Origin of the sequence: Rhodococcus yananensis, from assembly GCF_020515525.1 — a bacterium.
Classification (GTDB): Bacteria; Actinomycetota; Actinomycetes; order Mycobacteriales; family Mycobacteriaceae; genus Rhodococcus; species Rhodococcus yananensis.
Genome location: NZ_JAIYEP010000044.1, coordinates 14,029 through 37,100, shown reverse-complemented (window position 1 = coordinate 37,100; position 23,072 = coordinate 14,029). Strand labels below are relative to the sequence as shown.

At 70.6% G+C, this 23,072-nt stretch carries 23 protein-coding genes; 10 read left to right on the top strand and 13 right to left on the bottom strand.

The features are described 5' to 3' along the window. Positions 1 to 88 precede the first annotated feature (88 nt). A complete protein-coding gene (locus tag LDQ05_RS12165) occupies positions 89 to 520 on the bottom strand; it encodes an SCO2097 family morphological protein (protein WP_226437218.1) in 432 nt (143 codons plus the stop codon). Between the two features lie 172 nt (positions 521 to 692). Continuing rightward, positions 693 to 1,085, bottom strand: coding sequence for an SAV_6107 family HEPN domain-containing protein (locus LDQ05_RS12160; RefSeq protein WP_226437217.1), 393 nt, complete (start codon positions 1,083 to 1,085; stop codon positions 693 to 695). Positions 1,086 to 1,353: 268 nt separating this feature from the next. Here LDQ05_RS12160 and LDQ05_RS12155 point away from each other — a divergent pair, with 268 nt between their 5' ends. The 5 genes from LDQ05_RS12155 to LDQ05_RS12135 all read left to right on the top strand — a co-directional run bounded on the left by LDQ05_RS12155 (position 1,354) and on the right by LDQ05_RS12135 (position 6,334). After that, positions 1,354 to 1,983, top strand: a complete 630-nt coding sequence (locus LDQ05_RS12155) for a GNAT family N-acetyltransferase (protein WP_226437216.1) — start codon at positions 1,354 to 1,356, stop codon at positions 1,981 to 1,983. Continuing rightward, positions 1,980 to 3,575: a phytoene desaturase family protein gene (locus LDQ05_RS12150; protein ID WP_226437215.1), complete on the top strand. Its 1,596-nt coding sequence runs from the start codon at positions 1,980 to 1,982 to the stop codon at positions 3,573 to 3,575. The genes LDQ05_RS12155 and LDQ05_RS12150 overlap by 4 nt, the downstream gene beginning before the upstream one ends. A gap of 37 nt (positions 3,576 to 3,612) precedes the next feature. Continuing rightward, on the top strand, positions 3,613 to 4,434 hold the full coding sequence (locus LDQ05_RS12145) for a carotenoid biosynthesis protein (RefSeq protein WP_226437214.1): 822 nt from the start codon (positions 3,613 to 3,615) through the stop codon (positions 4,432 to 4,434). Positions 4,435 to 4,457: 23 nt separating this feature from the next. Next, positions 4,458 to 5,165 carry an LppM family (lipo)protein gene (locus LDQ05_RS12140; protein WP_372461092.1) on the top strand — a complete coding sequence of 236 codons (708 nt, stop codon included), beginning with the start codon at positions 4,458 to 4,460 and terminating at the stop codon, positions 5,163 to 5,165. Positions 5,166 to 5,233: 68 nt separating this feature from the next. After that, positions 5,234 to 6,334: a glycosyltransferase family 2 protein gene (locus tag LDQ05_RS12135; RefSeq protein WP_226437213.1), complete on the top strand. Its 1,101-nt coding sequence runs from the start codon at positions 5,234 to 5,236 to the stop codon at positions 6,332 to 6,334. Between the two features lie 56 nt (positions 6,335 to 6,390). Here the strand turns inward: LDQ05_RS12135 and metF are convergent, their stop codons facing one another. Continuing rightward, on the bottom strand, positions 6,391 to 7,353 hold the full coding sequence (gene metF / locus LDQ05_RS12130; protein ID WP_226437212.1) for a methylenetetrahydrofolate reductase [NAD(P)H]: 963 nt from the start codon (positions 7,351 to 7,353) through the stop codon (positions 6,391 to 6,393). A 129-nt stretch (positions 7,354 to 7,482) separates the two neighbouring features. Here metF and LDQ05_RS12125 point away from each other — a divergent pair, with 129 nt between their 5' ends. The 4 genes from LDQ05_RS12125 (at position 7,483) to LDQ05_RS12110 (ending at position 12,718) form a co-directional block, all read left to right on the top strand. Continuing rightward, on the top strand, positions 7,483 to 8,577 hold the full coding sequence (locus tag LDQ05_RS12125; RefSeq protein WP_226437222.1) for a polyprenyl synthetase family protein: 1,095 nt from the start codon (positions 7,483 to 7,485) through the stop codon (positions 8,575 to 8,577). Beyond that, positions 8,574 to 10,148, top strand: a complete 1,575-nt coding sequence (crtI, locus tag LDQ05_RS12120; RefSeq protein ID WP_372461091.1) for a phytoene desaturase family protein — start codon at positions 8,574 to 8,576, stop codon at positions 10,146 to 10,148. Before LDQ05_RS12125 ends, crtI begins: the two co-directional genes overlap by 4 nt. A 66-nt stretch (positions 10,149 to 10,214) precedes the next feature. Then, a complete protein-coding gene (locus tag LDQ05_RS12115) occupies positions 10,215 to 11,750 on the top strand; it encodes an alpha-(1->6)-mannopyranosyltransferase A (RefSeq protein ID WP_226437211.1) in 1,536 nt (511 codons plus the stop codon). A gap of 8 nt (positions 11,751 to 11,758) precedes the next feature. Continuing rightward, positions 11,759 to 12,718 (top strand): phytoene/squalene synthase family protein, encoded by a 960-nt coding sequence (locus tag LDQ05_RS12110; RefSeq protein WP_226437210.1) that lies wholly within the window; start codon positions 11,759 to 11,761, stop codon positions 12,716 to 12,718. Between the two features lie 13 nt (positions 12,719 to 12,731). Here the strand turns inward: LDQ05_RS12110 and LDQ05_RS12105 are convergent, their stop codons facing one another. After that, entirely contained in the window at positions 12,732 to 13,103 is a 372-nt protein-coding gene (locus LDQ05_RS12105) for an Rv2175c family DNA-binding protein (RefSeq protein ID WP_226437209.1), read from the bottom strand. Between the two features lie 134 nt (positions 13,104 to 13,237). Between LDQ05_RS12105 and pknB the strand changes: the two genes are divergently transcribed. Further along, positions 13,238 to 15,331, top strand: a complete 2,094-nt coding sequence (pknB, locus tag LDQ05_RS12100; protein ID WP_226437208.1) for a Stk1 family PASTA domain-containing Ser/Thr kinase — start codon at positions 13,238 to 13,240, stop codon at positions 15,329 to 15,331. A 77-nt stretch (positions 15,332 to 15,408) separates the two neighbouring features. On the opposite strand, the gene LDQ05_RS12095 is transcribed toward pknB, so the two are convergent. The 9 genes from LDQ05_RS12095 to LDQ05_RS12055 form a co-directional block, all read right to left on the bottom strand. Beyond that, on the bottom strand, positions 15,409 to 16,794 hold the full coding sequence (locus LDQ05_RS12095) for a class II 3-deoxy-7-phosphoheptulonate synthase (protein WP_226437207.1): 1,386 nt from the start codon (positions 16,792 to 16,794) through the stop codon (positions 15,409 to 15,411). Positions 16,795 to 16,840: 46 nt separating this feature from the next. Beyond that, the gene (locus LDQ05_RS12090; protein WP_226437206.1) at positions 16,841 to 17,332 is read right to left on the bottom strand and encodes a polyadenylate-specific 3'-exoribonuclease AS; all 492 of its coding nucleotides are present in this window, start codon (positions 17,330 to 17,332) and stop codon (positions 16,841 to 16,843) included. Between the two features lie 71 nt (positions 17,333 to 17,403). Beyond that, a complete protein-coding gene (locus tag LDQ05_RS12085; RefSeq protein ID WP_226437205.1) occupies positions 17,404 to 18,195 on the bottom strand; it encodes a lysophospholipid acyltransferase family protein in 792 nt (263 codons plus the stop codon). Between the two features lie 128 nt (positions 18,196 to 18,323). Further along, complete coding sequence (locus LDQ05_RS12080; protein ID WP_226437204.1) at positions 18,324 to 19,292, bottom strand: ROK family protein; 969 nt, start codon at positions 19,290 to 19,292, stop codon at positions 18,324 to 18,326. A 19-nt stretch (positions 19,293 to 19,311) separates the two neighbouring features. Then, complete coding sequence (locus LDQ05_RS12075) at positions 19,312 to 19,713, bottom strand: hypothetical protein (protein WP_226437203.1); 402 nt, start codon at positions 19,711 to 19,713, stop codon at positions 19,312 to 19,314. After that, complete coding sequence (locus tag LDQ05_RS12070; RefSeq protein WP_226437202.1) at positions 19,710 to 20,894, bottom strand: ArsA family ATPase; 1,185 nt, start codon at positions 20,892 to 20,894, stop codon at positions 19,710 to 19,712. Before LDQ05_RS12070 ends, LDQ05_RS12075 begins: the two co-directional genes overlap by 4 nt. A 35-nt stretch (positions 20,895 to 20,929) precedes the next feature. Further along, the gene (locus LDQ05_RS12065) at positions 20,930 to 21,367 is read right to left on the bottom strand and encodes an SRPBCC family protein (protein WP_226437201.1); all 438 of its coding nucleotides are present in this window, start codon (positions 21,365 to 21,367) and stop codon (positions 20,930 to 20,932) included. 89 nt (positions 21,368 to 21,456) lie between these two features. Beyond that, on the bottom strand, positions 21,457 to 21,849 hold the full coding sequence (locus LDQ05_RS12060) for a polyketide cyclase / dehydrase and lipid transport (RefSeq protein WP_226437200.1): 393 nt from the start codon (positions 21,847 to 21,849) through the stop codon (positions 21,457 to 21,459). Positions 21,850 to 21,860: 11 nt separating this feature from the next. Then, positions 21,861 to 23,054, bottom strand: coding sequence for a glycosyltransferase family 4 protein (locus LDQ05_RS12055; RefSeq protein ID WP_226437199.1), 1,194 nt, complete (start codon positions 23,052 to 23,054; stop codon positions 21,861 to 21,863). Positions 23,055 to 23,072 lie beyond the last annotated feature (18 nt).

The following is a 23,072-nucleotide window of genomic DNA, read 5'->3' as shown; positions in this document are numbered from 1 at the left end:
CGATCGGCGCACCCGGGTGGGTGCGCCGCTCTTCTGCGACACGGGTGGGTTCAGCGGCGGTGCCGCACCCCTCCCCTGCTGTACACGATCAGCCCTGTTCGAACCGCCGCCGGAATCGCTCCTCCATCCGGTGGGTGAATCCGCCCGACTGCTTCTTCTGGCTGTGCTTCCGGTCCCGCGAGGACGCGGAACCACCCTTCGGAGCGTCGGCACCCGCCGACCCCGAATGCGACGCGGCGCGTCCGCGACCGCCCACCAGCAACAGGACTCCCGCACCGAACATCACGAGGAACCCGAGCAAGCTGATGACCGGGAACCCACCCGGCTTGAGCGGAAGCGCAACTCCCGCGATGAGCAATGTCAAACCCAAGACGAACAGCGCGCCGGCCTGAAACCGCCGCCGGTTCGACGCTATCCCCAACCGGCTTCCGCGGACGGTCGAGGCGAACTTGGGATCCTCAGCATAGAGCGCGCTCTCGATCTGTTCGAGCATGCGCTGCTCGTGCTCGGAGAGTGGCACGGTACCTCCCCCGGCACTAAACGGTGGCCGTCGGATCGTGGGGCGATCCGACGGGGAGCCGACTTTGACGGCTTCCTGAATCAATAATACGAGTACATTTCGTCCGGGACCACCAACTCCGCAAGTGAGTTCGACCGCGGCACCGGAACGGGCAGTCCGTCCCGGCCGAAAGTCACCCGTTCGACGATACTTCGTCGGCCGCGATGTACCGCTCCACGTCGCCGAGAAAGCGGCCGACCTCACCGAAGAACCGATCGGCTTCTCCCGCATCGACGACTCGCGCAACACCCGCCTCCACCTGCGCTCGCACGGCGGACCGGTCGGCGAAGAAGTCGGCCCAACCCGCGAAGTCGTCGGCGGCGCGGGCCATCAGGACCCACGCGTTGCGGGTCGCGGGACGCCGAGGCGGCCGCGGAGCACCCAGTTCGGCTGCCGCGACGACCGCACCGGCGCCACGCAGCGCGGCGAGGTACGCCAGGCGAAACCGTTCGGCCGGTTCGGCGCCGACCGCATCGGACAACAGGGCGTCGGCGCGACGCAGCAACGTCGAGGCTCGGGCGGACACGGGCCGACCCCCACACGCCCCGGTCGCGCGCCGTATCCCGGAACCGGCGACGCCCCCGGAACCCGCGATGCTTCGCGAGGTCATATCGCATCCCCCTCACTCTCCGGTCGCGTCGTGGGCCGGCGCGACTTCACCCGGTGAGATCCGGGGGGATGGCCGCTTCCCTCGGCCATCCCCCCGGATACCCGACATCGAACATGCGTTCGACGTATTCAATATACCTGCACCCACCGACACGTCGTCAAGGGAAGGCGGTCTCCGTCCCCACATGAGCACGGACCCGAATCGGTACGTCGCGAAACCGATCCTCTTCGACCTGACCCCGGCCGACTTCCGGGCACACCTACCCGCACTCCTGTCCATCTACGTCACCGCGATGCGTTACCCGCGCGGCACCGAGCACCACCGGGCACCGATGTGGTCCGAGCACGCCGGCCGGAGCGGATGGAAAGCCGTCGCGGCCGCGCTGCCCGATGCTCCCGGCACACCCGTGGGCATCGCCTACGGCTACCGGGGGAACCCCCACCAGTGGTGGAACCAACAGGTGCGGACCGGTATGCGGCACGTCGGCCTCCCCTCCGACCGGATCGACGAGATCCTCGACGACTACTTCGAGCTGACCGAACTGCACGTGCATCCCGAGGCGCAGGGTCACGGAATCGGTGAGGCCCTGCTGCGGCGGCTTCTGCACGACCGCACCGAACGCACCGTCCTGCTGTCGACACCCGAGGTCCCCGAGGAGGACAACCGGGCGTGGCGCCTGTACCGACGCGCCGGGTTCGAAGACGTCGTGCGACGGTTCGTCTTCACCGGCGACGCCCGCGCGTTCGCGGTCCTCGGACGCCGCCTCCCCCTCGATCCCGATCCCTCGTCCGGCCGGTCGGAGGTACCGCGATGAGCAGCGTCCTCGACGCGGTGGTCGTCGGTTCCGGGCACAACGCTCTCGTCGCCGCGTGCTATCTGGCTCGCGAGGGCTGGTCCGTCGAGGTCCTCGAACGCGACACCGTCCTCGGCGGCGCGGTCTCCACCGTCGAACGGTTCCCCGGGCACGCGGTCGATCGCGGTTCATCCGCCCACATCATGATCCGCCACTCCGGGATCGTCGAGGAACTCGATCTGGGCGCGCACGGCCTGCGGTACCTGGACTGCGACCCGTGGGCCTTCGCCCCGTCCCCGCAGGGCAGCGACCGCCCCGGCATCGTCTTCCACCGCGATCTCGACCGCACGTGCGCGTCGATCGAGGCCGCGTGCGGGACGCGGGACGCCGACGCCTACCGCCGGTTCGTCGCGGACTGGGCTCCGCGCAGCGCCGCGGTGATGAAGTCGTTCACCGCCGAGCCCACGGGTCGGCACCTGTTGTCCTCGTTCTGGGGACTGGATGCCGACGGCGGTGGCCTCGCCCTGTCCAGCGCGTTCCTCACCACCGGTGATGCGCTCCTCGACGAGTACTTCGACGACGAACCGCTCAAGGCCGCCCTCGCGTGGTTCGGCGCCCAGTCGGGCCCGCCGATGTCCGAACCCGGCACCGCACCGATGGTCGGGTTCGCGGCCCTCATGCACACGCTGCCGCCGGGACGCGCCGTCGGCGGCAGCGGTGCCCTCACCCGGGCCCTCGCCTCCCGCCTCGAATCCGACGGGGGGACCGTCACGTGCGGTGACTCCGTCACCGCCATCCGCCGCGCGGGTGACCACTGGTCGGTGCTCACCGAATCGGGACGCGTGGTCTCCGCCCGCACCGTGACAGCGGGATGTCACATCCTCACCACACTCGACCTGCTCGAACGCGGCGGTTTCGACCACGCGACGCTCGAGACGTGGCGGCGCCGCATCCGGGTGGGCCCGGGAATCGGCATGGTGCTCCGCTTGGCCACGGGGTCGCTGCCGCGCTATCGCGGTGCCCCCGGCGACGGCGGCGACACCACCGGACTGCAGTTGCTCGTCGACGACCGGGCCCGGTTGAGGCGCGCACACGGATCCGCGCTCGCCGGTGATCTTCCCCCCGAACCGGCCGTGCTCGCGATGAGCTTCACCGCGCTCGACCCGTCGATCGCCCCCGCGGGGGAACACCAGGTCACCCTGTGGTCGCAGTGGTATCCCCATCGGCTCTCCGGCGGCCGCGACTGGGCCGCGGTGGCGAAGTCGGAGACCGACCGGATCCTCCGGGAGATGGACACGTGGGCTCCGGGATTCTCCTCCGATGTCCGCCACGTCCACACGCAGACACCGGTCGACATCGAGCGGGAACTCGGGATGATCGGCGGAAACGTGATGCACGTCGAGATGTCGCTCGATCAGATGTTCTTCTGGCGACCGGCACCCGAACTCGCCGGTCATCGCGTCCCGGGCGCGGACCGGCTGTACCTGACGGGAGCGTCGACCCATCCCGGCGGTGGTGTCTCGGGCGCGAGCGGACGCAGCGCCGCACGGATCGCGCTCGGCGATGCGCGGGGCGGATGGCTGCGCCGCGGGTGGCGGCGGCCGACGCGGTGAGACGGGCAGCACTGCGGGGCCCGGATCGGGAGGCACCGTGACCCCGACACCCGGCGTCGCGGCGCCGTGGGCGCTCGCCGCCGCGACGATCGGTGCGCAGATCCTCTATCCCCTGACCGACGGTTCCGCGCGGGACGCGGTGACCGTCGCTGTCGTGGTGCTGTCGGCCGCGACATGCCTGGTGCACGCGACGGTGACCCGCGGACCGCGGTGGGCGGGGGCGCTGCTGGTGATCACGGCGGGTGTCGGCTTCGTGTCGGAGGTTGTCGGCACGGCGACGGGTGTGCCGTACGGCTGCTACACGTACGCCGTCGATCGGATCGGGCCGTCGCTGCTCGACGTACCGCTGGTGGTTCCGTTCGCGTGGACCGCGGGAATGTACCCGATCTGGTGTGTCGCCGAGCGGGTGTGGCGTTCGGTCCCGGCACGGTTGTCGGCGGTGGTGGTCGCGATGGTCGGCTGGGACCTGTATCTGGATCCGCAGATGGTCGCGGACGGGCAGTGGTCGTGGTGCGGGGGGCCGGGTTTGCCCGGGTTGCTGCACATTCCCGTGACGAACTATGCGGGCTGGCTGCTCGTCGCGGCGCTGATGGCCGTGGCGCTGCACTTCGTCGACCGGCGCTGTGCGCGCCCCGGCGACGTACCCGGCGACGGCGTGCCCGTCGCGCTGTTCCTGTGGACGTGGCTGGGTTCCGCCCTGGCGCATCTGGTGTTCCTCGACGCACCCGAGTTGCGGTTCTCCGCGCTCTACGGCCTGGTGGCGATGGGCACGCTCGGGTTGCCTCTCGTGTGGTCGACGATGTCCGCGCGGCGCGCGACACGCGGGCGACGACGCGCCGGAACGCGCCGGTTGGTCTGATGTCCTCGCCCGCGCCTGGCACGATGGTCGACGTGCAGCAGCCCTTCCAGTCCGTTCGCCGCCGGGTCGTCGCTGCGGTCGGTCTCCTCCTCCTGATGATCCCCGCGCTGACCGGGTGTCTGCGTGTGCAGGCGACGCTGGGCATCTCGTCCGATGATCGTGTGTCGGGGCAGATCGTCGCGGCGACGATCCCCGCCGACGAGACCGACAAGGGACCCGAGTTGACGGTGCCCTCGACGTTGGCCGGGAAGGTCCGCGTCCAGGAGTACTCGCAGGACGGGTACGTCGGCAGCCAGGTGTTCTTCAGCGATCTCACGTTCGGCGACATCCAGCAACTGACGACGATGTCCGATCAGAGCGCCGGCTCGTTCCAGCTCTCGTTGCAGCGCGCCGGGGACGTCGTGTCGCTGACGGGCCGGGTCGATCTCGAATCCGCACCGACCCAGGGCACCGACGTGCAGGTGACGATCGCGTTCCCGGCGAGGGTCGCGACGACCAACGGCACCCGCGAATCGGATTCGATCGTGACGTGGAAGCTTCCGGCCGGCGAGGTGACGACACTGCGGGCGGAGGTGCGGTATTCGGACCCGAACACGCGCGGTTTCGCCGGGTGGGCGGGCATCGTCGCGGCGGCGACCGTCTCCGTGGCACTGATCGTCGCCGCGATGGCGTGGTTCAACCGCAATCCCGCGCCCACCCGGGTGTCGGCACGGGATCGGGACGAGTCCTGACCCCCGGTTCCTCGGCGCGAGCGAACAGCGCGGCGGCGGCAAGTGTCGCGGCGGGGACGTCCATCGCCGTGGCCGGCGCCGTCGTCGCGGCGGTCAACCGTGCCACGCTGCCGCGACTCACCCCGGGTGCGCAGGTGGCGGAGTCGGTCGCCGTGGTCGTTCCCGCGCGGAACGAGGCCCGTCGCATCGCCGATGTCGTCGGCGATCTGCGGGCGCAGCGGGGGGTGCCGCGCCTGACGGTGCACATCGTCGACGATGCATCCACCGACGGCACCGGCGAGGTCGCGCGCGACGCGGCCGGGGGAGATTCCCGGTTCACCGTCGTCCGGTCCGAGGACGGCCCGCCTGCCGGTTGGACGGGGAAGGCCGCCGCCTGTTCGTTCGCGTTCCGGGAGCGGGGTGGACTTCCGTCCGACGGCGTCGTGGTGTTCGTCGACGCCGATGTGCGCCTGGGTCCGGATGCGATCGCGTCGGCGGTGAACCTGCTTCGCCACTCGGGGGCGGCGCTGGTGTCGCCGTGGCCTCGGCAGGTGGCGGGTTCTCTCCTCGAACGACTGGTGCAGCCGTTGTTGTTCTGGTCGTGGTTCTCGAGTCTGCCCGTCGCGGTGTCCCACCGGTCGTCGCGGCCGTCGATGGTCGTGGCATGCGGCCAGTTCCTGGTGGTGGACGGCCAGGCGTACGCGGAGGCCGGAGGCCACGCCGCGGTCGCGGGGAGCGCGACGGACGATCTCGATCTCGCCCGGGTGTTGCGCCGCGCAGGTGCACGCACGATGGTCGCCGCGGCGGCACCGCACGTGTCGTGCCGGATGTACACCGGCGATGCCGCGCTCGTGCGCGGCTACACACGCTGGTTGTGGTCGGCGTTCGGCTCCCCGCTGGGCGCCGGCGTGGTCGTCGCCGTGTACACGCTCGGTTATCTGGTTCCGCCGGTCGCTGCGATCACCGGGAGCGGCCGGCTCCGCGTGTGGGGACTGGCCGGTGCGGCGGCAGCGGTGACGTCCCGTGCCGTGGCCGCCGGAACCGAACGCGGGGGCCGGCCCACCACCGGTGATGTGGCGTCTGCGATCGCCCACCCCGCATCGGTCGTGGTGTTCGCAGCGTTGACGGCGATGTCCCTGCGATTACGGAGATCGGGTGGGGCACGGTGGAAGGGTCGAGTGCTGCCCTGACGACCGGAGTCGGCACACCCGGATCGCCGGACGGACCGGACGGGGTCCGGTGACCGTCAGGCCGGTTGTGCGGCGGGCGCCTCCATCTCGATCCCGAGCCGGGCGAGTACCTCGCCGGTGGCCCGCGCGAAGTTGAGGGTGATGAAGTGCAGGCACGGTGCACCCTCGGCGATGAGCCGCTCGCACATCTCGGTGGCGACGTCGATACCGACCTCGCGCACCGCTGCACGGTTCTCTTCCGGACCGTCACCGGCGGCGCGGACGAGGCGTTCTTCGAGCGCGGTGGGAAGCCGCGACCCGGACAGTTCGAGGCTTCGGCGTGCCGACCGCAGCGACGTGATCGGCATGATCTCGGGGATGATCGGTTTGAGTCCCTGCTCAGCGTCCAGTGCGACGACACGATCCCGAAGCCGCAGGTAGTGCTCGACGTCGAAGAACATCTGGGTGATCGAGTACTCGGCCCCGGCGCGGAGCTTGTGGGCGAGGTACCGGGTGTCGTGGTCGAGGTCCGGCGACCGGTGGTGTCCTTCGGGGAAGGAGGCGACACCGACGTGGAAGTCCCCGAGTTCACGGACGAGACGAACGAGTTCGTCGGCGTGCTCGAGGCCCTCGGGGTGTTTGACCCAGTCGCCGAGCGGGTTTCCGGGCGGGTCGCCGCGCAGTGCGAGGATATTGGTGATTCCCCGGTCCGCGTAGGCGCCGACCATCGCGCGGAGTTCGTCGACGCTGTGGCCGACCGCCGTCAGGTGCGCGACGGGCAGCAGCGTCGTCTCCTCGGCGAGTTGGCCGGTGACGCGGACGGTGCGGTCGCGGGTGGATCCGCCGGCACCGTAGGTCATGGACACGAACGCGGGTCCGAGCCGCTCGAAGACCCGGACTGCACGCCACAGCCGCGCCTCGGCGTCTGCGTCGCGCGGCGGCGAGAACTCGACGGAGAAGGGGATGCGTCCGCTGCGCGCGGGAGCCAGCCGATCGACGATCGACGGGGTGCGCGACTCGGTGCCCGGGTCACTAGCCATTGGACCAGCATAGGATGCCCTGTTCCAGGACCGGTCATCTGCCGACCACATCGTGGGACGGATAGGGTTGATACCGGTGCCGTCCGCGTCGTCGCGGGCTGTTGCGAGCACCCGACCAGGAGGAACACCCTGTCCACCGGATCCGCCCCCGTGCCCGTCGCGTTGCAGCCCGAATTCGTCGAGGACGCATTGCGGCAGTTCTTCGAATCCCGAGCACCGATCGTCACGTCGGTCGGCGGTGGTTACCGGGACGCCGTGACCGCATTGGAAGCCTTCGTTCTGCGCGGCGGCAAACGGGTACGCCCGTCGTTCGCGTGGACGGGATGGATCGGTGCCGGTGGTGATCCGGCCGCGCCCGGTGCCGATTCGGTTCTGCGGGCGTGTTCGGCACTCGAACTGGTGCAGGCGGGTGCGCTGATCCACGACGACATCATCGACGCGTCGACGACACGTCGCGGGTTCGCGACGGTGCACATGGAGTACGCGGATCGGCATCGGAGCGCGGGGTGGCGCGGCGACCCGGCGGATTTCGGCGAGGCGGTCGCGATCATCCTCGGTGATCTGTCGCTGGTGTGGGCCGACGACATGCTGCGCGAGTCGGGTCTCGACGGGGCGGCGCTCGCCCGGGTGTCGCCGGTGTGGTCGGCGATGCGCACGGAGGTGCTCGGCGGTCAGTTCCTGGACATCGCCGGGGAGGTGTCGGCCGACGAGTCGGTGGAGGCCGCGACCCGGGTCAACCGGTACAAGACCGCCGCGTACACGATCGAGCGGCCGCTGCACATCGGGGCGGTTCTCGCCGGCGCCGACGATGCCCTGGTGGATGCGTACCGGCGGTTCGGTACCGACATCGGTCTGGCCTTCCAGCTGCGCGACGACCTCCTGGGGGTGTTCGGCGACCCCGAGGTGACGGGCAAACCGTCCGGGGACGATCTGCGCGCCGGCAAACGCACCGTGCTGTTCGCTGCCGCACTCGAGGCCGCCGATGCCACCGATCGGGTCGCCGCGGCGGTCCTGCGCGACGCGATCGGCAGCGACCTCACCGACGGGCAGGTCGAGGAACTGCGGGAGTTGTTGATCGGACTCGGCGCCGTCGACCGTGTCGAGGAGCGGATCACCGCGTTGACGGAGCGTGCGTTCGAGACACTCGACGCGTCGTCCGCAACGGACCCCGGCAAGGCTCTCCTGCGGGATGCCGCGGTCGCCGCGACCCGTCGTATCGCGTGAGGTCCGGGCTGCGTACGGTGCCCGACGCGCAGCGTGTCGTCGTCGTCGGGGCGGGGCTGGCGGGGCTGTCGTGCGCGTTGCATCTCGTCGGGGCGGGCCGGGACGTGACCGTCCTCGAACGCGAGTCGTCGGTCGGCGGCCGGGTCGGCGCGTATCGGGGTCCGGGTTACGAGATCGACAACGGGGCGACGGTCCTGACGATGCCCGAGTTGATCGCCGACGCGCTCGCGGCGGTGGGCGCGGACTTCTCGTCGGTGGAGCCGCCGTTGCGCACGACGTTGCTCTCCCCTGCCTATCACGCGCGGTTCGCGGACGGCACCACCTTGGATGTGTTCTCGGATCCGGACGCGATGGCCGCCGAGGTCACGCGGGTGTGCGGCCGCGACGAGGCACGCCGGTACCTGCGGCTGCGGCGGTGGCTGGCGGAGGTGTTCGACGCCGAATTCGATCGGTTCATGGATGCGAGTTTCGATTCGCCGCTGGATCTGGTGTCCTCACGCGGCGCCGTCGCCGATCTGACACGGCTGGTACGGCTCGGCGCCTTCGGCCGGTTGGGTGGGCAGGTGGGTCGCCGGATCCGGGACCCGCGGCTGCGGCGGGTGTTCACCTTCCAGGCGTTGTACGCGGGGGTGGCGCCGTCACGCGCACTGGCCGTGTACGCCGCGATCGCGCACATGGACACGTCGCTGGGGGTGTACGCGGTGGAGGGCGGGATGCGCCGGGTGGCGCAGGTGATGGCGGAGGCGTTCGTCGCGGCCGGAGGCACACTCCGCACGGACACCGAGGTGGTGTCCGTCGATCGTGCCGGTCGCCGGGTGACCGCGGCGGTGGATTCCGGCGGGGCCCGTCATCGGTGTGATGCCCTCGTCCTGACCCCGGATCTTCCGGTGGTCGATGCGCTGCTCGGGCCCCGGCGACGTCGGGTGGTGGCGTCACCGTCCGCGGTGGTCCTGCACGGCAGCGTGCCGACGGCGACCACCCGCACCTGGGCGGCGCAACGTCACCATGTGATCGATTTCGGAGAGCATTGGGAGGAGACGTTCGCGGAGATCACCGCGCCGCGTGGTCGTGGCCGGCTCATGTCCGACCCGTCCCTGTTGATCACCCGGCCCGCGCTGTCGGATTCCGGGCAGCTGTTCGACCGGGAGGGCGCGGAGCACGAACCGTTGTCGGTGCTGGCGCCCTGCCCGAATCTGGACAGTGCGCCGCTGGATTGGGACGCCCTCTCCGGCCCGTACGCGCGGGAGTTGGTGACGGTCCTCGAGCACCGCGGATATTCGGGTATCTCGGACGAATTCCGCGTGGATCACGTGGACACCCCCGCGACGTGGCGGTCCCGCGGGATGTCGGCGGGCAGTCCGTTCGCCGGCGCTCACCTGTTCCGTCAGACCGGGCCGTTCCGCCGCCGCAACGTCGATCCGCGCCATCCCGGTGTGGTGCTGGCGGGGTCGGGGACGGTGCCGGGGGTGGGCGTACCGACCGTGCTTCTGTCCGGTCGGCTGGCCGCCGAACGCCTCGGCGTGGAACGCCGACGCCATGCCCGGCGGGGCACCGGTCCGGGTCTCCACTAGACTGTGTCATCGTTCTACGTCAGACGCACACCTGCGCCACACCTTCCGGGGGAGGAAATCGGATCCATGTCGTCCCCCGGCGTGTCGACGTCCAGGTCGGTCTCGTTCCTCCGCAGCCCGGCGGGCAACGCCGCACTGCTCGGTGCGTGCGGCGCGGCACTGCTCGCGTTCGGCAGCTTCGGGGCGGGCAGCACCCGGCGGGTGGACCCGCTGCTGGAATCGATGTACCTGTCGTGGCTGCGGTTCGGGCACGGCAATCTGTTGTCCACGATCCTCGTGTGGGTCGGGGTCCTGGTGATGGTCGGCGCGTGGGTGCGGCTGGGCCGCGCCACCCTCGCGAAGGAGACGACGCTACGCGACCTGTGGACGGTGCTACCTGCCTGGACGGTGCCGCTGCTGGTCGCGACACCGATGTTCAGCCGCGACGCCTACTCGTATCTCGCGCAGGGCGCCATGCTGCGCGACGGTTTCGATCCGTACTCCGAGGGCCCCGTCGTCAACCCGGGTGTGCTGCTGGACAACGTCAGCAACGTGTGGACCACGACGACGACGCCGTACGGTCCGGTGCACCTGCTGCTCGGCGCGGGGATCACGTCGCTCACCGGCGACGATGTCGTCACGGGCACCTGGCTGTGGCGCGTGACGATGCTGCCCGGCCTCGTACTGATGGCGTGGGCGATCCCCCGGCTGGCCCGGAGGATGGGCGGCGACCCGTCGGTGGCGTTGTGGCTCGCGGTCCTCAATCCGCTGGTGCTGGTCCACCTCGTCGGCGGTGTGCACAACGAACTGTTGATGGTCGGGTTGATGGTCGCGGGAATCGTGCTGGTCCTCGAGGGACGGCACGTCAGCGGCATCGCCCTGGTGTCGCTGGGCGCCGCCATCAAGGCGACCGCCGGGCTCGCGCTGCCGTTCCTGGTGTGGGTGTGGATGGTGCACGAACGCGATCGCGCACGCGAGGACGGGCGCGAACCCCCGTCGCCGATCCGGCTGTTCGTCAAGGCCGCGGGTATCGGGGGTGCGGTGTTCGCGGCGGTGTTCGGCGCCGCGACACTCGCCGCGGGCGTCGGGATCGGCTGGCTCACCGCCCTGTCCGGTTCGTCGAAGATCATCAACTGGTTGTCGTTGCCGACGATGATGGCCCACGTGGTCACGTGGGTCACCCCGTGGCGCCTGGGCTCCGTCCTCGACGTGACTCGGATGATCTGCATGGTGGCGCTCGTCGTGATCCTCGTCGCGGCGTGGTGGCGGTACCGCCGCACCGAGCGTGACGCGGTGTTCGGGATCGTCGTGGTCCTGACCGCGGTCACCCTGCTGTCCCCCGCGGCGCTGCCCTGGTACTACTCGTGGCCTCTCGCTGTCGCCGCGGCGTTCGCGATGTCCACCCGGACCCTCACCGTCCTCGTCGCGCTCTCCACGTGGCTGATGCTGATCTTCAACCCGGACGGGTCGATCGGCATGTACAACCTCGCGCACGTGGCACTCGCGGTGTTCGCGTCGTGGGTGGCCGCACGCGCGTTGACCGAGCGCGATCCCCTGCGGCTCCGGGCACGCACCGGCGGGCATGCGGTCGCCCCGGCCTCCGCAGCCGCCGACAGCACCTGATCGTGCCGATGTCGGACCCGACCGCGGCCCGCGAACTGGATGCCGGATTCCGCTTCTGCGCCGCGTTGTCCGCGCAGCACGGACGCACCTATCATCTCGCGGCGCGGCTGCTGCCCGAGCCGCGGCGCCGCGGCGTCCACGCGCTGTACGGCTTCGCCCGGCTCGTCGACGACATCGTGGACGTGACCGCCGTCGACGATCCCGGAGCAGCAGCCCGCGGTGTGGACGACGCCCTCGCCCGACTCCACGCCGGGTTGGCGGGCGACCCGGGTGCGCCGGACGAGACCGGTCTGGTGGTTCGTGCGCTCGTGGACACCATCGATCGGTATGCGATTCCCGTCGAACTCTTCGAGGCGTTCGCCCGATCGATGCGCATGGACGTCCCCGGCACACCGGAGCACCGTGTGCGCTACCGCTCCATGCGTGAACTGCGTGAATACACGTACGGTTCGGCGGCCGTCATCGGTCTGCAGTTGCTGCCGGTCTTCGGTGTCACCGACCCCGAACGCGCGGCCCCCTACGCCCGCGCCCTCGGTGAAGCGTTCCAGTTGACCAACTTCGTCCGTGACGTCGGCGAGGATCTCGACCGCGGCCGGATGTACCTACCGGCCGATCTGTGGGCCGCCTACGGGGTCGACGACGAGATGCTGCTGCGGGCCCGCGGCGGTGCGCTCCCCGATCCGCGGGTGCGTCGGGCGCTCGCGCACGCCGTCGCGTTGACGCGCGCCGAATACCGCCGGGCGCACCCGGGGCTCGCGCTGCTGCCGCCGCGGATCGGTCCGGCGATCCGCACCGCGTTCGTGTTGTATTCGCGGATTCTCGACGAGGTCGAAGCATCCGGCTTCCGCATCGATCGCCGCGCCGCGGTGCCCGGGCGCACCCGCGCGGCGGTCGTCGCGACGCAGCTGCTCACCGACGCGTGCGGGGGTCTGTGGCCGCACCGCGGCAGGCCCGGGACCGGGCGGTGACCGGGACGCGCGATCAGAACGCCAGGGCCTGCGCCCGGCGCATCACCTCCCGCGCCGAATGGGTGCGCATGGCGGCGATCGGGCTGCCCCCGGCAAGGGTCGGGTCGGGCCGGAACATCCATTCGAGGATCTCTTCGTCGCCGAATCCCCCGTCGTGGAGAACCGCGATCAGGCCCGGCAGCCCCTTGAGGACCGCCCCGGTGTCGTCGAAGAACGCTTCCGGGACGCCGAGCACCCCGTCGCGTTTGACGGCGAGCAGCCGCCGATCGTGGAGCAGTTGATGGACCCGGGTGATGACGAGGTCGAGTTGCTTGGCCACGTCGACGAGCTGCAGCACCGGGACGGAGCTGTCGAGGACGTCGTCGCAGAACGGAATGGTACTCACATCCACCACGGTATCGCCGTCGGTGAGCAGAGATGTAGGCGACTGCCGGTCGGGCCGCGTCGCTACGATCGACGTCACGGCGCCGGACCCCGGCACCGCCAGCCACCACCATACGAGACACGGGGGTACACCGGGTGACCGCAGGAGGCGACCGGATGGTCGGCACCGTCCTCGACCGGCGCTATCGCATCGAGTCGCGCATCGCCCGCGGCGGGATGTCGACCGTCTATCGGGGAACCGACCTGCGACTCGATCGTCCCGTCGCGGTGAAGGTGATGGACTCGCAGTTCGCAGCCGATCCGCAGTTCCTGTCGCGATTCGAGTTCGAGGCCCGCGCGGTCGCCCGGCTCACTCATCCGGGTCTGGTCGCCGTGTACGACCAGGGGCAGGACGGCGACCACGTCTTCCTCGTGATGGAGCTCGTCGAGGGTGGGACCCTGCGCGAACTGCTGCGCGAGCGCGGACCGATGCCACCGCACGCCGCCGCGGCCGTTGCCGCGCCCGTCCTCGGTGCGCTGGCCGTGGCACACCGCGCGGGGTTGGTGCACCGCGACGTCAAGCCGGAGAACGTCCTCGTGTCGCGCGGTGGTGAGGTGAAGATCGCGGATTTCGGGTTGGTGCGCGCCGTGGCAGCGGCGAACACCACGTCCCGCAGCGTGATCCTCGGCACCGCCGCCTACCTGTCGCCCGAGCAGGTGACGACGGGTGCCGCCGACGCGCGCAGCGACGTCTACTCGACCGGGATCCTGCTGTTCGAGATGTTGACCGGCCGCACACCGTTCACCGGCGACACCTCGCTGTCCATCGCGTATCAGCGCGTCGAGAAGGACGTACCGGATCCGAGTGCGTGGATCGAGGGGGTGCCGGCGGAGTTCGACGATCTGGTACGGCACGCAACCGAACGCGAACCCGACGAGCGGTTCGACGATGCCGCTGCGATGGCGGCCGCGCTGACGGACGTCGTGGATCGACTCGATCTGCCGCGGTATCGGGTGCCCGCACCGAAGCCGGTGGTCTCGGCCGCGGGCACCGGACAGTCCGGGCCGGGAGCCGACCCTGCCGCGTCCGATCCCGCACCGAGGACGACGGTGCTCACATCCGAGCCGCATCCCGGCACCGACCCGACGGTCGCGGTGTCCCAGCAGCCGCCGGTGTCTCAGCAACACGCGGCGCCGACGGTCGTTCATCACCACGCGTCGCCGCCGGAACCGCTCTCGGGGCAGCAACGTCCTGCGGTTCCGGTCGCGCCGACCCAGCACACCAAGGTCGTCACCGCCGCCCATCCCCGGTCGGATTCCCCGCCCGGCGGCGCACCGGACGACCGCAGTGCCTACCTCGACCGGCGGCGACACACCCGACGCACGACCACCGTGTGGGCGGTGTTGATCGTGGTGGTCGCGTTGGTGCTGGGCCTGGCCGGATGGTGGCTCGGGTCGGGTCGGTTCACCGATGTGCCGGACGTCCGGGGGCTGGGGCAGGGCGAGGCCGTCGCCGCGCTGGAGGCGGCGGGCCTGTCCACCGACATCCGGGGCGAGTACTCCGACGACATCGGCGCGGACACGGTGCTCGGCACCGACCCCGCGTTCGGTTCCCGGGCCGCGCGCGGTGGCACCGTCGCGTTGCTGGTGTCGCTGGGCAGACCGACGGTGCCGTCGATTCCCGGCGGCGGCGACCGCAACACCGTCGACCAGGAGTTGCGTAAGCGGACGTTCGAACCCGTCGACGGGGGTTCGGCCTTCAGCTCCACTGTTCCCGAGGGCGGCGTCGCCGCGCTCGACCCCGCACCGGGCACCGTGCTGGCCGTCGGCTCGCAGGTGAAGGTGATCGTCAGCAAGGGGTTCGCCCCGGTCGAGTTGCCCGACCTGGCGGGACACACGGTCGACGAGGCCCGTCGGGTGCTCGACGAGTCCGGAGTGACGGTCGCGGGACAGCGGGAGGTGTTCGATCCCGATGTGGACGGCGAGTTGGTCGCCGGCACCGATCCCGAGGCGGGAACGACCGTGTCGGCGGGCAGCACCGTCACGTTGCTGGTGTCGAACGCGGTGAAGGTCCCGTCGATGTTGGGGCGTTCGTTGGCGTCGGCGCGGGAGGAACTGGTGCGCCTCGGGTTCGAGATCGAGGTGCGGCAGGTCGCGGACACCGATCTGTCGGTGGTCGTCGGTCAGAGTCCCGGAGCGGGTTCCCGCGCCGAACCCGGCTCCACGGTGGTGCTCACGGCTCTGCCCTGACGGGGTCCGCGCCGACCGTCCGCGATCGGACGGCTCGGGCCGTCACCGGTGTGCACCCGGCGACGGCCCGCTCTCGGTCAGCCGCGCAGCATCTCCGCGACGAGGAACGCCAGTTCGATGGACTGCTGGGTGTTCAGCCGCGGGTCGCACGCGGTCTCGTAACGGCCGTGCAAATCGACGTCGGAGATGTCCTGGGCACCGCCGAGGCATTCGGTGACGTCCTCACCGGTGAGTTCGACGTGGATACCGCCGGGGTGGGTACCGAGCGCCCGGTGCACCTCGAAGAATCCCTGGACCTCGTCGACGATGCGGTCGAAGTGCCGGGTCTTGTAGCCGGTGGACGATTCGTGGGTGTTGCCGTGCATCGGGTCGCACTGCCAGATCACCTTGTGGCCGGTGGCTTCGACACGCTCGACGATCGCGGGCAGCACGTCGCGCACCTTGCTGTATCCCATCCGCGAGATCAGGGTCAGTCTTCCCGGCTTGTTGGTGGGGTCGAGACGCTCGACGTACTCCGCGGCCATGTCGGGGGTGGTGCTCGGGCCCACCTTGAGCCCGATCGGGTTCGAGAGCAGTTCCGCGAACGCGATGTGCGCGCCGTCGAGTTGGCGGGTGCGGTCGCCGATCCACAGGAAGTGCGCGGACAGGTCGTAGAGGCGGGGTTCGTCACCGGTCTCGTCGAGACGCAGCATGGCGCGCTCGTAGTCGAGGACGAGCGCCTCGTGGCTCGCGTAGATGGTGGCGGCGCGCAGGTTCGGGTCGACGACACCGCAGGCGTCCATGAACCGCAGTCCGCGGTCGATCTCGGCGGCGAGGGCCTCGTATCGGGCGCCGGCCGGGGACTTCGACACGAATTCGCGGTTCCAGTCGTGCACCCGATGCAGGTCGGCCTCGCCCGCGGCGGTGATCGCCCGCACCAGGTTCATCGCGGCGCTCGCGTTCGCGTACGCCCGCACGAGACGCGACGGGTCGTGTGCGCGGACCGCCGCGTCGGCGACGATGGAGTTGACCATGTCGCCGCGGTACGACGGCAGGCCCAGCGCGTCGGTGTCGGACGACCGGGGCTTGGCGTACTGCCCGGCGATGCGACCGACCTTCACGACGGGCAGCGACGCACCGTAGGTGAGCACCACCGCCATCTGCAGCAGCGTGCGGATGTTGCCCTTGATGTGGGGTTCGGTGTTGTCCGCGAAGGTTTCCGCGCAGTCGCCGCCCTGGAGCAGGAAGGCGTCTCCGTGGGCGACCGCGGCGAGCTGGTCCTGCAATTCCTCGACTTCGCGCGGCACCGTGATCGGCGGAACGCTCTCGAGCACGGTTCGCATCGCCGACGCCTGGTCCTGCGGCCAGCTCGGCTGCTGCAGGGCCGGTTTCGCCAACGCCGCGTCGAGCTGATCACGCAGCTCCGACGGCAACGGTGGGAGTTCGGGCAAGCGGTCGATCGGCACGTCGACAGTCCAGTTCACGGAACCAGAATATGGCTTCGGTCCGGCACGGGTACACCGGACCCGCTCATCGAGAACGGCGGGCGGCCTCGATCGCATCGAATTTGGCGAGGTTGTGCCGTGCGTCGGTGAGGGCGTCGTGGTTGTCGTCGGGCACCGGCGGCAGCGGTGGACGACCGTTGTCCTCCCAGTGTTGCCGCAGTTCCCGCGTGAACCGTGGGAGCACATCGGGGAGGTCGGGCATCGTCCCCCACAGCTGCGCGAGCACGACGTGGTCGTACGCACCGATCCAGGCCCACAGTTCCGGGTGGATGCCCGGCCTCGGCACGAGGAACTTCAGCAGGTCGTCACGGATGCGGTCACGCGACCGCCACGCCGGGTGGGCGGGCGACGGCAGTTTCGGCAGCACGTTGCGGCGGACCCACGTGCCGGCCCGGTCGGGATCGAATTCCGTCGAGACGGCGTAGAATTCGCGGCCGTCCTCGCAGACCACACCGATCGACACGAGTTCGATGGTGCGGCCGTCCTCGATGAACTCGCAGTCGTAGAAGTAGCGCACGTGCGGACATTATGCCGCGACGGTTCCGGGACGAGTCGGGCGCCACCCGCCGCGACGACGCCGCGTCCCCGTCAGCCCGCGCGGGTGTCGGGAATGCGCGCGTCGGCCGGGTGGTCGGCCGGGTCGCCGTCCGAGGAACCGACGGCGCGCACGGCGGCGGTGCCGGTCTGTTCCGGTGCGTCGCCCTTCGTCCCGGTGTCCTTGAGCGACGCCGCGTAGACGTCCACGTACTCCTGCCCCGACAACTGCATCAGTGCGTACATCACCTCGTCGGTGACGGTGCGCTCGACGAAGCGGTTGCCGCCCATGCCTTCGAATCGGGAGAAGTCGATGGGTTCGCCGATCCGGACGGTGACCTTGGCGGGTTTCCACATCTTGGAGCCGATCGGGTTCATCCTGTCGGTGCCGATCATGGCGACCGGAATGACGGGGACGCCGGTCTCGAGTGCGAGGCGTGCCAGACCGGTCTTGCCCTTGTACAGACGACCGTCCGGCGAACGGGTTCCCTCCGGGTAGATCCCGAGCAGTTTGCCCTGGTCGAGCACGCGAACCCCGGCGTTGAGCGCGTCCTGGGCGGCGTCGGCGCCGGTCCGGTCGATCGGGACCTGCCCGACCGACGAGAAGAACCAGCGTTGGAACGCGCCCTTGGGTCCGGTGCCGGTGAAGTACTCGCTCTTGGCGAGGAAGGTGATGCGTCGCCGCACGAGCAACGGCAGGTAGAACGAGTCGAGCACGGCGCGGTGGTTACTCGCCAGAATCGCCGGGCCGTTCGTGGGGATGTTCTCGCCACCCTCGTAGGTGGGCCTGCCCATGAGCCACAGCAACGGGCCCAGCAGGACGTACTTGAACAGCCAGTACCACATGGCATCCTTCCCGGGATCGATCCGCGGGACACAGCCCGCCCGCGGCTCGACTCTACGACGCCTCACCGGTCACACGCACGTCGTGGCGTGCCGGTATGCACGTGAGGCGGCCCTTCGTGACGAGAATCTCACTCCGGCCGGGTCCGTTCGGGGGCGTTCCCGAGTGCGCGACGGGCGAGGTCGGCGACACCGATCTGCCCGGCGGCGTCACCCAGCTGAGCGGTCCGGACACGGGCGAGGGGCCGATGCCCGGCGCCTGTGGTGGCCGCCGCGTAGTGCTCGCGCGCGTCGTCGAGGAACAGTGACGCCGATCCCGACACTCCCCCGCCGATCACGACGAGTTCGGGGTCGTACACGTCGGCGACGATCGCGAGGCCGAGTCCGAGCCACCGGGAGAACTCGGCCATCGCGGCGAGCGCGAGCGGGTCGCCGTCGTGGGCGGCTCCGGCGATCCGGCGGCCGGTGAGCGATCCCGGATCGCCGGCTGCCTCGGTCGCGAGTTGCGATCTCGCCGGGTCGGTGGCGAGCATCTCGACGGCGATGTCGACGAGGGCGGTGCCGCTGCAGTACCGCTCCCAGCATCCGTGCTTGCCGCACGGACAGGGGCGCCCACCGGGAACGAGTTGCAGGTGCCCCAGTTCGGGGGCGATTCCGTGCGCACCCCGGAAGAGACGACCGTCGAGCAGCAGTGCGGCACCGATCCCGGTTCCGAGCGCCACCATCACCGTGATGCCCGCGCCGGCCGCTGCACCGAACCGGTACTCCGCCCATGCGGCGGCGTTCGCGTCGTGTTCGAGGGTCACCGGCAGCGCGAACCGTCGGGCGAGCCGATCTGCGACGGGCGCGTCGAGCCACGGAAGGTGCGGTGCGAAGCGCACGCCGCGTCGGTCCGCGGTGACGAACCCGGCGACGGCGAGTCCGACGGCCGACACCCTGTGTCGTTCCGCGAGGTCACGAACCACGCGGTGCAGAGCATCCTCGAGGGCCGAGACGGACACCGGTGTCGGTGCCCGAGCGGAGTCGACGACCTCCCCTGCCCCGTCGACGACGGAGGCGCGGATGCTGGTGCCTCCGACGTCGATTCCGATGGTGAGCACGTGTGGGTCCGACACGGTGTCACGGCCTGATCGTCACGGCGATGCGTTCGAAGCCACCACCGTCCGGTGGTGCCGCCGGTGGGGGAACGTCGGGTCCGCCGGTGTCGCCCGATGCGGCGGGGAGCAGCCGCGCGAGGAGTTCGCGGATCATCGCGATCAGGGCGGCGATCTGCGCGGCGAGACGGGTGAGGAGTTCGTGGTTCTCGCCGCGGATGAGCGCGGCGAGCGCGCAGATCGGGCACCAGGCGCACGATGCGCCGTCCGGGCGGGTGCGCGTCTCGGCACCGTCGGGATCCCCGTCGTGCGCGGCGTGCGGCACGGCGGGGTCGGCGATCTGCGCGACGATCCCCTCGATCCGGTCGAGCACGGTGTCGGCGAGCACCCGGAGATCCGCGAGCAACGCGTCGTGGTCGGTGGTCACGAGGGCCACACCTCCGGGTCCGGAGCGAAACGTACGAGCAGTCCGGTGCCGTCGAACTCGGCTCCTGCGACGGTGCACCGCCGCAGCCCCGACGCCAGCCGGATGCGACGACGCGCGCCGTCGGCCCCGACGACGAGGTCGTCTCCGGTGCGGCCGAGGGTCAGTGTCGACGGATCTGCGAGGGGAAGGTGCATTCGCAAGGTGTACACCGCGTCCACTCCCGTCCCCGAATCGTGCCGGATCCGCACCGGCGGGTCGTCGGCACCGCCGTTCGGCCGGGTCCCGACGGTTTCCTCGATGGAGTCGGCGAGCGCGCCGAGGGACGCCGTCCCCACCGGTTCGTCCTCCGCCTGCGCGCACACGCGGACGGGGGCCTCGACGAGGGTGTCGATCATCTCGTCGAGGACGCGGCGCTGGGCGTTCCGCCGCGCCGTCAACCATCGGCCTGCCGAGTCGTCCGAGCCGAGATCGGGCAGGATGCCGTTGACGATTACCTCGCGCAGCCGCAGACCGGCGAGCGCGGTCCACGACCGGAGCCTGCGCAGCTCCGACAGCCCGGCACGGTCCGGGTTCGCGACGAGGGTGACGTCGGTGCGGGAGCGGTCCTCGAGCACGGCACGCGCCGCGTCGACGGCGGCGAGGATCCGGTCGAACAGTGCGACGACGACCGCGAGCCGCGGGTCGGGTCCCGTCGCCGCGGCGATGCGGCTGTGCTGCGGCCAGATCCGCTCCATGTATCCGAGGACGGTGTGCGGCGCGGTGAGCATCGCGAACGTATCGGCCGACGCCGGTGCGTCGACGATCACGGTGCCCCACCGTCCGTCGTCGGCGAGCGCCGCGACCTCCGTGAGGGCGAGGATGTCCTGCGCTCCGGGCAGCCCGGTGATCTCCGCGGGATCGGGGAGGTGGAAGTTCCCTGCGTGGTCGTGTCCGCCGACGGCGGACGCCAGGGTCGACAGCGTGGTGTAGCGACGCTCGAGCAGTTCCAGGCTGTCGATCTCGATCAGGTCGAGACCGGGCGCGACCGAACGGATCCCGGATCCTGCGGGTACGCCGAGTACCCCGGTGGTGGAGTGCGCACGATCGAGCGAGACCAGGAGCACCGGTCCGTCCGCGGCGAGACGGACGGCGGTCGCGGCGGCCAGAGTGGTCTTGCCCGCGCCGCCCTTGCCCAGGAACATCCGGATCCGCGCGGATCCGGGTTCCTGCCGCGCGTTCAGTCTTCCACCTGCTTCTTCAATTCCTTCAAGGCGGTGTCGGTGATGACCTTCTCTGCCTTCCGTTTGAACAGGCCGATCATGGGGATCGTCAGGTCCACGGTCAGTTCGTAGTCGACGACGGTGCCGCCACCCGGGGCGTCGCCGAGGACGTAGCTACCCGATTGCGCCTTCTGGATCTCGCCGCTCTCGAGCTCCCAGCTCACGGCGCGCCCGTCCCCGGCCCACCGGTAGCGCAGCACGTAGGTGTCCTTGACGATTCCCGCGTCGAGCACGAATCGGACGCGTGCTGCTCTGCCGTCGGGAAGCCGATCGAGGACCTCGACGCTCTGTGCCGCTTCGACCCACGTGGGGTAACTGTCGAAGTCCGCGATCACGGCCATCACCCGTTCGGCCGGCGCATCGATGGTGATCGACCGTCTGGTCTTCTCTGCCATTCGACGAAGGCTCCCTTTCGTCCGTCCCGCACGGTGTCCTCTCCGGACACCGTAGCGGTAGGGTATCCGGGTTCCGATCCGAGGTGCGCCTACGCGGTGCGGGGCGGTTCCCCCGCCGGCCGTCCCGCTTCGAGACGCTGCTTGACCTCGAAGGTCATCCTCTTGCCGGCCACCCGGCGGTCGTGGTTCATCCCGGCGAGATCGAGCGTCGCGACACGATCGGGTGCCACCCCCGTGGGCTCGCAGTGAAGGAAGTAGTGGACGATCGCCCCGTCGAGTGCGGGTTCGATCCACACCTCCATCGTGCCGTCGAGCGGACCGGTGACCGCCCACCGGATTCCCTTCTCGGCCCGGTCCTCACGCACGGTCAAGGCGAGATCCGGCCACCACACACGCCACCGGCCCGGTGCCGCGACGGCCTCGGCGATGCGGTCGGGGCTCGCGGCGATGAACGTCTGGTCGGCCACCTGAATGCTGCTCACGCCGGACAGCTTCACATACCGACGGGACCGCCGGGGTTCTCACCCCGGGTCGTCGGTGCCGCACCGGACCCCGGAGCGCCGTCGAGCAGCCCACGCAGCTTCCCGCCGAGCACGTCCCAGCGCCACTGCTCCGACACCCAACGCCGACCCGCCGCACCCATCGCGGCAGCCCGGTCGGGATCGGCGAGCAGGCCGCCGACGGCCGTCGCGACCGCCGACACCGACGTGCCGTCCACGACGTATCCCGTCTCCCCGTCGCGCACCGTCTCGGGTGCACCACCGGAACGGCCCGCGACCACCGGGATTCCGGTCGCCGATGCTTCGAGATACACGATGCCCAACCCCTCGACGTCCAATCCCGCGCCCCGGGTACGACACGGCATCGCGAAGACGTCCCCGAGGGTGTGGTGCGCCGCCAGCTCCGCCGCGGGCACACCGCCGGTGATCACGACGTCGTCCGCGACTCCGGTGTCCCGGGCCAGTGCACGCAGCCGCTCCTCGTACGGTCCGCCGCCGACGATGACGAGGGCAGCGCCGTCGACGCGCCTGCGGATCTCGGGTAGCGCCCGGATGAGGACGTCCTGGCCTTTGCGGGGGACGAGCCGCGACAGGCACAGCACGGTGGGCCGGTCGCCGAGGCCGTAGCGGGCACGCAGTTCTGCGCGGGCCGCCGGATCGGGGCGGAAGAGCTCGGTGTCGACTCCGGACGGCAGGTGTTCGAGTCCCGCTTCGGGACCGAACGCCGACGCGAACCGGCTCCGGGTGTAGCGGCTGACGTAGGTGACGGCATCGACGGTCTCACCGATCCTGCGCAGCGCCCGGCGTCCACCGGGAACCATCGACCACCCCACCTCGTGGCCGTGGGTGCTCGCGATGATGCGGTGGGCGCCGGCGCGTCTCAGCCCGGGTGCGAGCAACGCCAGTGGTGCTGCCGCCCCGAACCACACGGTGTCGCATCCGGTGTCGGTGAGCAGCCGTGCGGCACGCCGCGCGACGGCGGGGGTGGGCAGCATCAAGGTGGTGGGGTGGCGGACGACCTCGAACGGCTGCGCCGCGTCGTACCTGGTGTGGCTGTCTCCGCGCCACCGCGGCGCGTACACGACGAGGTCGTCGGCGGGCAGTTGGGCGGCGAACGCCCGCAGATACGACTGGATCCCCCCGGGTCGGGGCGGAAAGTCGTTCGTCACCAGCAGTGTTCGCGGCATGGCTACACCGTAGGCGGT